The organism is Aeromonas sp. PS2Canimalfood6 (genome assembly GCF_048276795.1).
In the GTDB taxonomy this organism is placed as follows: Bacteria; Pseudomonadota; Gammaproteobacteria; order Enterobacterales; family Aeromonadaceae; genus Aeromonas; species Aeromonas caviae.
Genome location: NZ_JBLUXC010000088.1, coordinates 1 through 9968 on the forward strand (window position 1 = coordinate 1; position 9968 = coordinate 9968).

7 protein-coding genes are annotated in these 9968 nt (G+C 65.1%); 2 read left to right on the forward strand and 5 right to left on the reverse strand.

Annotated elements, in window-relative coordinates; all coding sequences use genetic code 11:
- Nucleotides 1-137: 137 nt before the first annotated feature.
- The 4 genes from ACNPAA_RS19945 to ACNPAA_RS19960 form a co-directional block, all read right to left on the reverse strand.
- The gene (locus tag ACNPAA_RS19945; protein WP_201873066.1) at nt 138-1367 is read right to left on the reverse strand and encodes an MFS transporter; all 1230 of its coding nucleotides are present in this window, start codon (nt 1365-1367) and stop codon (nt 138-140) included.
- 55 nt (nt 1368-1422) lie between these two features.
- Nucleotides 1423-2193, reverse strand: a complete 771-nt coding sequence (locus tag ACNPAA_RS19950; RefSeq protein WP_010674674.1) for an ABC transporter ATP-binding protein — start codon at nt 2191-2193, stop codon at nt 1423-1425.
- Complete coding sequence (locus ACNPAA_RS19955; RefSeq protein ID WP_201873068.1) at nt 2186-3238, reverse strand: FecCD family ABC transporter permease; 1053 nt, start codon at nt 3236-3238, stop codon at nt 2186-2188. The genes ACNPAA_RS19950 and ACNPAA_RS19955 overlap by 8 nt, the downstream gene beginning before the upstream one ends.
- A 101-nt stretch (nt 3239-3339) precedes the next feature.
- Nucleotides 3340-4461 carry an ABC transporter substrate-binding protein gene (locus ACNPAA_RS19960; protein WP_201873071.1) on the reverse strand — a complete coding sequence of 374 codons (1122 nt, stop codon included), beginning with the start codon at nt 4459-4461 and terminating at the stop codon, nt 3340-3342.
- Between the two features lie 595 nt (nt 4462-5056).
- Between ACNPAA_RS19960 and ACNPAA_RS19965 the strand changes: the two genes are divergently transcribed.
- The gene (locus ACNPAA_RS19965) at nt 5057-8275 is read left to right on the forward strand and encodes an ExeM/NucH family extracellular endonuclease (protein ID WP_417891968.1); all 3219 of its coding nucleotides are present in this window, start codon (nt 5057-5059) and stop codon (nt 8273-8275) included.
- A gap of 155 nt (nt 8276-8430) precedes the next feature.
- On the opposite strand, the gene ACNPAA_RS19970 is transcribed toward ACNPAA_RS19965, so the two are convergent.
- The gene (locus ACNPAA_RS19970; RefSeq protein WP_010674678.1) at nt 8431-8970 is read right to left on the reverse strand and encodes a glycine zipper 2TM domain-containing protein; all 540 of its coding nucleotides are present in this window, start codon (nt 8968-8970) and stop codon (nt 8431-8433) included.
- A 323-nt stretch (nt 8971-9293) separates the two neighbouring features.
- On the opposite strand from ACNPAA_RS19970, the gene ACNPAA_RS19975 reads away from it, so the two are divergent.
- Nucleotides 9294-9968 (forward strand): AMP-binding protein (locus ACNPAA_RS19975; protein WP_234917641.1); only part of this gene is annotated, 675 nt, incomplete at its 3' end.

Consider the following 9968-nt stretch of genomic DNA (forward strand, 5'->3'; position numbering starts at 1 on the left):
CAAGTTACCCGCCCGCCGAGAACGAAGTTACCCAAGGTGCATCAAAGCCAAACCACAGAAGTATGCGACGAGAAAACCTAGTAAAAACAATGCCAGTCAGGCTTAACTGACTGGCATTACGGCCTTGGCCGCCCTGTTTATTGATGGGGAGCAGGTTGCACCTGGCCATCCTTGCGCAGTTGGGTATAGAGACCAAACCCCGCCAGCAGGCCGGCGAGGGCCAGCAGCCACCAGATGGCGGTGGCGGGGCGGCTGCCCGCATCCCCCAGCATAAAGCCGATGAGCAGGTTGCCAATGAGCGCCATGCAGCCCCCGGCGCTGGCATAGAAGCCGTAGTAGCTGCCGAGCTGCTCAGGGGGGGCGTAGCGGGGCAGTTGGGCGGCGAAGAGCGGGAAGCTGAGGATGGAGCCCAGGGAGAGCAGGGCCACCTGCGTCAACACGCCTGCCGTCGGCCAGGGGGCCAGCAGGGGCAGGGCGAGATAGCTCAAGCCCATCATGCCTATCCCCAGCCCCATGGCGAGCGGTACTCCCAGGCGGCGCTCCACCAGGCGGGAGGCCGGGAGCTGGAGCACGACACCGATCACCGCCGAGAGGGTGAAGACGCCGCCGAGCAGGTGGGTGGCGTCCGGCAGGCTCTGGATATGGGCGGGGAGGGCGAGATAGAGCTGGTGGAACAGGATCTGGTAGCTGCCTGCCAGCAGGGTGAACCCCATGAAGGGGCGCTGGCGCACTATCTCCCCCCATTGGCGCAAGATGGCGCCACGGGGGCTCTGGTTGCTCACCGGGCGTTTGGGCAGCACCCGGTATTGCAGCACTCCGAGCAGGGCGAAGAGGCTCGCCGCCAGGATCCCCGTCAGGGTATAGCTCTGTTGGGTCAAGGTGAGGCCGACCAGGGGGCCAAGCAGCATGCCCGCCTCGCTGGCCAGATTGTGCAGGGCGAAGGCGCGCTGACGCTGGCTCGGGTTGTGGCATTCGCTGGCAAGGTAGGCCTGGGCGCAGGGGGTGAAAAGAGCCCCCGCAAAGCCGGTGAGGGCGGCGGCCAGCAGCAGGATGGGCAGGGACTCGGCCCAGCCCAGCAGCACGAAGCCCAAGGATCGTACCAGGCAGCCCCAGACGATGGCGGGATGGTAGCCGATGCGATCTCCAAGGGTACCGCCCAACAGGAAGAGCCCCTGCTGGCTGAATACCCGCATCCCCATGACGAGGCCACAGGCCCAGCCGGCCAGGCCCAGCCCGCTGCCCATGTGCTGGGCGAGGAAGGGCATCATCATGTAGAAGCCGAGGTTGAAGGCGAGCCCATTGGTGATGAGCAGGCGGGCGGCCGGGCTCATGCCCTGCCAGTCCCGCCAGTAGGAGGCGCCGTTCATGGTCGCCTCCCGCCAGCGCGTGGGGAGGTGGTCGCCGGGGTGGCGCAGCACTGTGTCATGATGTCTTTCGCAGGGTTCTGAGGAAGGGGATGCCGTGCTGATCGTGGCTTATCTCCACCGGCACCTGGTAGAGGCGCTCGATGAGGGCCGCGTCGAGCACCCGGGCGGGGGGGCCGAAGGCCTGCAGATCTCCCCCTGCCAGCACGATCAGCTGATCGGCAAACTGGGCGGCCAGGTTGAGATCGTGCAGCACCACCAGGGTGATCCACTGCTGCTCCCGGGTCTGCTGGCACAGGTGCTCCATCAGTTGCATCTGGTGGTGCAGGTCCAATGCGCTGACCGGCTCGTCCAGCATCATGATGCGGGGGTCGCGCAGCAGCACCTGGGCGAAGAGCACCATCTGCCGCTGGCCGCCGCTCAGGGAGTAGAGGGGGCGATCCGCCAGATGGGCGATGCCGAGCGCCTGCAGGGCACGGCCGGCGGCCAGGATGTCCTCGTCCGCGAGGCGCATGGAGAGGCTGTCGAGGCGCCCCAGCACCACCACCTCGATGACGCTGAGATCCAGCTCCAGCTGGATGTTCTGGGGCATGTAGCCAAACTGCTGGCGCCACCTGGCCTGCGTCATCTGGCGGGCACTCTGGTCCCCGAGGCGAATGTCGCCACTGTCCGGGGTCAGTTCACCAAAGAGGGTGCGCATCAAGGAGGTCTTGCCGGTCCCGTTCGGGCCGATGATCACATGGACCTGACCCGGATGCAGAGTGAGGCTGAGATCCCGCAGCAAGGTCTGCTGGCCGAGGGAGAGGGAGAGTCGGGATATTTCAAGCACGTTTACGCCCCCTGCCGAGGATCAACCAGATGAAGAAGGGCACGCCAATGAGCGCGGTGACGATGCCGATGGGGAACAGGGCCCCCGGAATGATGGACTTGGAGAGCACCGAGGCCGCCGAGAGCATGCAGGCGCCGCACAGGGCGGAGAGGGGGATCAAAAAGCGCTGATCTTCCCCCACCAGCATGCGGGCGATATGGGGGGCCACCAGGCCGACGAAGCCGATCACGCCGACGAAGCTGGTGGCGGTGGCGGTGAGCAGGGCGACCAGCACCAGGGTCTTCATGCGCAGTCTGTCGACATTGACCCCGAGGCTGCGGGCGCGGGCTTCCCCGAGGCGCAGGCTGGTGAGGGCCCAGGCGTCACGGTAGATGAGCAGGGTGCAGATCAGGGTGACGACGGCGGTGATGATCAGGGAGTCCCAGGTGGTGCGCATCAGGCTGCCAAACAGCCAGAACAGGATCTGCTGGTTGAGCTCGGGGGAGGAGAGGAACTGCAGCAGGGAGAGCAGGGACTGGAACAGGAACAGCAGGGCGATGCCCGCCAGGATCAGGGTCTGACTGCTGACATGGCGCATCATGGCCAGACCAAACAGCAGGCAGGCGGCAAACATGCACACAATGAAGGCACCGGCAGGGATGGCCACCAGGGGAGGAAGCCCGAGGCCGCCGGTGTAGAGGGCCAGCGCCGCGCCAAGGCCCGCCGCCGCCGCGAGCCCGAGGGTATAGGGACTGGCGAGGGGGTTGTCTAGCAGGGTCTGCATCTGCACACCGCCAAGACCGAGGGAGGCGCCGACCACCAGGGCCATGAGGGCGATAGGCAAGCGCATGTCGTGGACGATGGTGCGGGTCATGGGATCGGCCTGGGCGGGGGAAACCAGGGCATCGATCACGTCGTGCAGGGCCAACAGGGAGGGGCCGGTGGCGATGTCGAGCACCAGGGTAATGCACAGGACCAGGGTGAGCAGCAGGAGCCAGTGCCAGCGACGGCGCTCCCGTTGCCGCTGCCGGGCGAGGGTCTGCTGCAGGGCAGCCAAATCATTCATGATGTCAATCCTGAAACGGGCGCCGCAAGAGGCGCCCACACAATCCAAGAGGGTTGCTGAAGAGGGGGTGGCCGAGGTGGGCCGCACCCGAATTGCCGGGGTTAGCTTGCGTCATCCTGCTTGATGCCCAGCATGAAGGTGCCCTGGGGACGGATGGGCAGGTAGTGCTGGTAGAACGCCTGATAGGTGGCCAGGGGGTCGAGATCCTGGAAGAGGTCCGGATAGAGGGCCTTGGCCATGAACTCGATGAGGGCGGCATCCATGATGCTGCGGGTGGCGCCGTGATAGACCGCGTAGAGGCGACCCTGCTTCACCGCAGGCAGCTCGCTCCAGCCCGGACGGGCGGCAAAGCCTTGCAGACGCTGGCGCACGGTCTCTTCCGACACATCCTGGCCGACCTGCATGGCGACGGCACTGCTCACGCTCTCGTAGCCAGCCATCAGGATCACCTCGGGCTTGCTCGCCAGCAGTTGTTCCGGGTGGATGGGGCCCCAGCGATCGACGAAGGGGGCGGCCACGTTGTTGCCACCGGCCAGCAGGGCCATGGCGCCCCACATGTCCTTGCCATAGGTGTAGCTGTACTCGGCCGGGCCCTTGTCACCCAGCTCGATGTAGACCCGGGGCGGCGTGCGCTTCGCGGCGGCGATGCGGGAGGTGATGGTGTCAATCTTGGCCTTGTACTCGTCGGCCATCTTCCGGGCGCGGGCCTCCTGGCCGGTCAGCTTGCCAAGCAGCAGGGTGCTCGCCATGTGCTGTGTCAGGGTCTGGGCGTTGTAGTCGATGACCACCACCGGGATCCCCGCCTGTTCAAGGCGTGGCAGGTCGGCGGCCAGGGCCTCATATTGCCACTTCGCCAGGATCACCAGGTCGGGCTTGACTGCCAGGGTCTTCTCGATGGAGAAGCTCTGATCCTGCACGTTGCCAAGGTCGGGGACCTTGGCCAGTTGTGGCTGGCTGGCCACATAGAGCGACCAGATGGCGGGACGGGACTTCATGAACCAGCCCAGGGACATGCCCACCAGGCGTTCGGCCCCGCCTTCACCGGCCACCGCCAGGTAATCTTCGGGATAGAAACCGAGCACGATACGGTTTGCCGGAAGGCTGAGGGAGACCTTGCGGCCCATCACATCTTCCACTTCAACGGGGGGGGCGGCCTGCGCCATCCAGCTCACCAGGACGAGCTGGCCGAGCAGCAGCAACTTTGCCAGGGGGTGACGAAACATCTTGTAGCACCTCGAGAATAGAGACGGTCAAAAAAGAAAGTGAGAACTATTGCCATTCGCGAGCGCAAAAGCAACAAACGTTTGTGTCATCCCCTCTCTTGTTATTTCTGTCATTACTGGAACCGGTTCCACAAGAGCACCAGGAGAGCGTTCCACCCCCGGTTTTCTGCCTTCTCGGGCCACGAAGGGAGTGGCGCCCGGTATGGCGCCCATGGATTTGCCCATGATCCGGAGTCTGTGAGTGGGGTTGTTCACGAGATGGTAGCGGGCAGAGGGCCGCCGTTGTGCTCCCCCTGTCTGCCCCGGCGCCGATGTCGCTCCCTGACAGAGGCCGCCAGCAGGGGCAGGGGGCGACAACTTCCTGCGCAGCGATGGCAGACACTGCCCATTCGGGTATTGCCCGTCACCTTGGCGCAACATTTTGTTGTCATTGTTAGCCAGCTCGCAGCAGCCCCGGCGCCGACGGGGCAGAGTGGGCGCGCAGTTTCGGCCGGGGGCTGACATGCCTCCCGTTGATGGCTGCATCCAAGGTGCTGCGGCCCGCCTTGTGCGGGGCGCCAATAACATGATCTGCAAATAAAAAAGGAAACTGACCATGTCAGGAAGACACTCTCTGGTGGCGCTGGCCGTCGGGCTGGCGCTCGCTGGACAGGCACAGGCGCAACTGCTTATCACCGAATACCTGGAAGGGTCCGGCAACAACAAGGCGGTGGAGCTGAGCAACCTCGGCAGCGACCTCGTCGATCTCTCCCAATACCGGTTGGCGCTCTACGCCAACGGCAAACCCATCAGCGAATCACCCACCAACAGCCTGGCGCTGCAAGGCACGCTGGCCCCGGGCGCCACCCTGGTGCTGGCCAACCCCTCCGCGAGCAGCGAGATCCTGGCCAAGGCCAACCGCACCAGCGGCAACCTGGTGTTCAATGGTGACGACGCCCTGGTGCTCTATCGCGGCAGCGAGATAGTGGACAGCTTCGGCCAGGTGGGGGTGGATCCGGGCACGGCCTGGGTGTCGGGCAACGTCTCGACCCTGGACATGACCCTGCGCCGCAAGGCCACCGTCACCATCGGCCGCACTGATGCAACCGCCCCCTTCGATCCGGCGCAGGAATACGTGGCGGCCCCGAAAGATGACGCCAGTGGTCTGGGTTGCAGTGGCGATGGCCCCTGCGATGGCACCCAGCCACCCGCCTTCGTCTGCCCGGTGGACAGCCTGGTGCCGGTGCCCGCCATTCAGGGCACGGGCAGCAGCAGCCCCCTGGTGCCGGCCGGCAAGTTTGAATCGGAACAGGCTTATGCCACTCGCGGCGTGGTAACCCAGGTAGTGAGCGGCCTCTACAAGGGCTTCTTCATTCAGGACGAGCAGGGGGACGGGGATCCGGCCACCTCCGACGGCCTCTTCGTCTACAGCACCAAGGCCAACGCTGCCATCGTGCCGGGGGCCGAGGTGTGCGTCTCGGGCAAGGTGAAGGAGTATTTCAACCAGACCCAGATCAATGCCGACGAGCTGGTGGTGACCCGGCCCGCTGGGGGCGTGCCGGCGGCAGTGGATCTGGTGCCGGTGGCGGGGGAGAGCCTGAGCCAGCTGCTGGAGCGTCACGAGGGGATGCAGGTACGGCTAGTGCCGGGCTCCAGCCTGGTGGTGACCCGCAACTTCAGCTTCGATTACGACGGCAAGCGCAACAACCTGGTGCTGGCCTATGGCGCGCCGCTCATCAAGTCGACCCAGAAATTTGCCGCCATGAGCGAGGAGGCGAGCGACTGGGCCCTTCACAACCAGCGGAACCAGCTGGTGGTGGAGACCGACGCCAAGGCGCCGGACGGCGTGCTGCCCTGGTTCCCCGGCTTCAACGCCGAGGACGGTTACCTTCGCATCGGCGACAAGCTCAACGGGCTGGAGGGGGCGCTTGGTTACTCCTACAACCTGTTCCGGCTGGTGGCCAGCAACCGCATCGACGCGAGCCAGATTGATCACAGCGGCTGGGATCGGGTGGAAACCCTCGAACTTGCCGAGGCGGGGGATCTGCGGGTCGCGAGCTTCAACGTGCTCAACTTCTTCACCACGGTCGTGGGGGGCGATGCCAACCCCACCGGCAGCAACCGGGGCGCCCTGACGGTGGCGGAGTTCGAGCTGCAGCGCACCAAGATAGTCAGCGCCATCACCCGCCTCAATGCCGACGTGGTGGGGCTGATGGAGATCGAGAACAACGGCTATGGCGACAACTCCGCCATCGCCAACCTGGTGGCGGCCATCAATGCCGCACAGCCGGATGAGGCGGATCACTACCGCTGGATTGCCTCGCCGGATGGCAAGCCCATTGGCACCGACGCCATCACGGTGGGGCTCATCTACCGGCCCGCCAAGGTGACCCCGCAAGGGGCCGCCAGCCTTATCGCGCTGCCGGTGCAGCAGGCCGAGGCGGTGGACGCCAGCGGCAAGCCGGTGACCATCAATCAGGGAATGCGCGAGTCGCTGGTGCAGCGCTTCAGCTCGCCCAAGGGGGATGCGCCCCTGACCCTGGTGGTCAACCACCTCAAGTCCAAGGGCTCCGCCTGCTTTGAGGATTACCCCGACTACGCCACCGCCGATCCGCTGGATGGCCAGGGCCACTGCAACGCGCTGCGGGTCTCTGCCGCCAAGGTGCTGGGGGAGCAGCTCAAAGATTTGGCCGGGGATCTGCTGCTCATCGGCGACATGAACGCCTATGGCATGGAAGATCCCATCCGGGTGCTGACCGACTATGATCCGGCCGCCCAGGCGCGCCAGATCATGAGCGCCTCCTTCACCACCCTGGCGGGTCAGCCCTTCGAGGAGAGCGGCAGCGCCCTGGGCAAGGGGTATGGGTTTGTGAACCTCAACACCCGCTTCCACGGCACCGACACCTACTCCTACAGCTATGAAGGGGAGCTCGGCAACCTGGATCACGCCCTGGCAAACCCGAGCCTCGCGGCCAAGGTGATCGGCATCGAGGATTGGCACATCAACTCCGCCGAGAGCAACTTCTTCGAGTACGGCAGCAAGTACAGCGGCCAGCTGGCGAAATCCGAAGGGCCCTTCAGCGCCTCGGATCACGATCCCGTGCTGGTAGCCATCCAGTATCCGCTGCCGCCCGCCGGGGTATTGAGCCTCGAGAGCGCCGCTGCAAACGTGGAGGAGGGCAACACCCTGGTCTTGAGCGTAGCGCGCCGCGATGGCAGCCATGGGGAGGCGAGCGTGAGTTATCGCATCGTCCATGGCAGCGCGGACGCAAGCGACGTGGCGCCCCTCACCGGTACCCTGCACTGGGCTGCCGGGCAGAGCGAGCCCCAGACCATCAGCATCCCGGTGAAGAGCGACACCCTGCACGAGGGGGACGAGACCTTTACCCTGGAGCTGTTTGATGCGAGCGGCGCGACCCTGGGGGATCAGCACCAGACCCTGGTGACCATCAAGGACAAGCTGGCACCGTCCACCATCTCGCTGGCTCAGGCCAGTATCACGGTGAACGAGGGGCAGTGGTTTGCCGAGATCCCCCTGGTGCGAAGCGGCGATCTGAGCAAGCCGGCCCGGGCCCGGGTGGCCCTTGACGGGGTCACGGCGCGCTGGGGGCTGGATTTCCTGCCCTGGTTCGGTCAGTCGGTGAGCTGGGCTGCGGGCGAGGGGGGCAGCAAGTCGGTCAAAGTGCTGATCATCGATGACTGGTTCGTCGAGCCCACCGAGCAGTTCAGGGTGAGCCTCGATCGGGTGGAAGGGGGCCAGCCCGGCGCCCTGCAGCAGACCCGGGTCGACATCCAGGACAACGACAAGCCCTGGTGGCCCTTCGGTCGCCACTGAGGATGATTGAGCAACAAGAAAGGGGCCTGCGGGCCCCTTTCTGTTGAGAAAACGTTTGTTGGGAAGACCTGTTGCAGACAGGTTGGGTTGCGAAGATGAAAAAGGCCCACCGTCGTGGTGGGCCTTCCTCATGGCAGGGCGCTCCTAACGGAGTATCAACCCTGCGCGTTGCTCAGTACCAGCTTGCCATCCTTGACCGGAATGGTGGGGCCGGGTTGCTTCTCCATGCGTACCACCCCTTCCTGGCCGGCGAGGCGGTAGGTGACGTCATAGCCGATGGTGCGGGTGCTGCTCTCCTGCACCGTCTTGCAGCGCTGCTCCGTGGTGGTGTAGGTATCACCGGCCTGCATGTTGCCCTGCACCTGATTCCCGGCATAACCCCCTGCCACGGCACCGGCGGCGGTGGCCACCTTCTTGCCGCTGCCACCGCCAAACTGGTGGCCGACCACGCCGCCCAGGGCCGCGCCAACCACGGTACCCAGGATCTTGTGCTCGTCCTGCACCGGCTTGCGGTGGGTCAGGGTGACGTTGCGGCACTCCTGACGTGGCGTCTTGATGGTCTCGGTCACCGGCTTGCTGGCCAGCACCTCGGCAAACTGGGGCTCTGATGAAAACAGGGATCCGCTGGCGACCGCCGACAATGCCAGCGCAGAGGCAACACCGATCCCGACACCTGCCAACATGGATTTGTTCATCACTCTTCTCCTTGTACTCATACCCGTTGAGGGCTTGGGATCATTCTTGGCATTTTGCGCCGCAGGCTCAAGGCAAGGGCCACGGGATCGCGACAGGGGCTGACTGCGCAAAAAGTGACCGCACAAAAATAGCGTCGGCGATTGGCGACAGGGGGAGCAGGGCCGAGGGCCCCTAAGACGTTTCGCTAATACCTGGGATCTGGCCCCCTTGATACCCTTTCATCCGGTTCCAGCCGGCATCCTGGCCCCGCATCAGGGCACAATGCCGGTCGTGGTGAACCGCGAGTGCCACCCCGTTTTGTGTCCCTGTGAGGAAGGATCCGATGACAGAGCAGAACATGTACGACGCCGGCCTTGGCAAGACGCCCGCCAATTTCGAGGCGCTGACCCCCTTGAGCTTTCTGGGGCGGGCCGCCCGGGTCTATCCCGACTATCCGGCGCTGATCCACGGCCCCTTGCGCCAGAGCTGGGCCCAGACCGAACGCCGTTGCCGCCAGCTCACCTCGGCCCTGCGCCGTCGCGGCATTGGCGAGGGGGACACCGTCTCCATCGTCGCCCCCAATGTGCCGGCCATGTTCGAGGCGCACTTCGGGGTACCCATGAGCGGCGCTGTGCTCAACACCATCAACACCCGGCTCGATGCGGACGCAATGGCCTTCATCTTCCAGCACGCCCAGAGCAAGGTGGTGCTGGTGGACCGGGAGTTCGGCGCAGTGGTGCGAAAGGCGCTCTCTCTCATTGACAGCCAGTCCCTGGTGATCGCCATCGACGATCCCCTCTACCGGGAAGGGGAGCTGATCGGCGAGCTCGACTACGAGGGGTTCATCGCCCTGGGGGACGGGGACGAACCCGGCTGGCTGCCGGCGGACGAGTGGCAGGCCATCTTAAATGCGAAAGGGGACTCCCTCCGACGTAGGTGGGAGGGGAATTTCGCCGGGGCGTCAGCCCCGCTGGTTTTGAATGTATTGCTTGATCACCTCCAACGGTGCTCCGCCGCA

What these genes read in the sequence shown, in the direction of transcription:
- ACNPAA_RS19945 (WP_201873066.1), bottom strand. Translation starts at nt 1,367, where the DNA reads ATGAACGGCGCCTCCTACTGGCGGGACTGGCAGGGCATGAGCCCGGCC.
- ACNPAA_RS19965 (WP_417891968.1), top strand. Translation starts at nt 5,057, where the DNA reads ATGTCAGGAAGACACTCTCTGGTGGCGCTGGCCGTCGGGCTGGCGCTC.
- ACNPAA_RS19970 (WP_010674678.1), bottom strand. Translation starts at nt 8,970, where the DNA reads ATGAACAAATCCATGTTGGCAGGTGTCGGGATCGGTGTTGCCTCTGCG.
- ACNPAA_RS19960 (WP_201873071.1), bottom strand. Translation starts at nt 4,461, where the DNA reads ATGTTTCGTCACCCCCTGGCAAAGTTGCTGCTGCTCGGCCAGCTCGTC.
- ACNPAA_RS19955 (WP_201873068.1), bottom strand. Translation starts at nt 3,238, where the DNA reads ATGAATGATTTGGCTGCCCTGCAGCAGACCCTCGCCCGGCAGCGGCAA.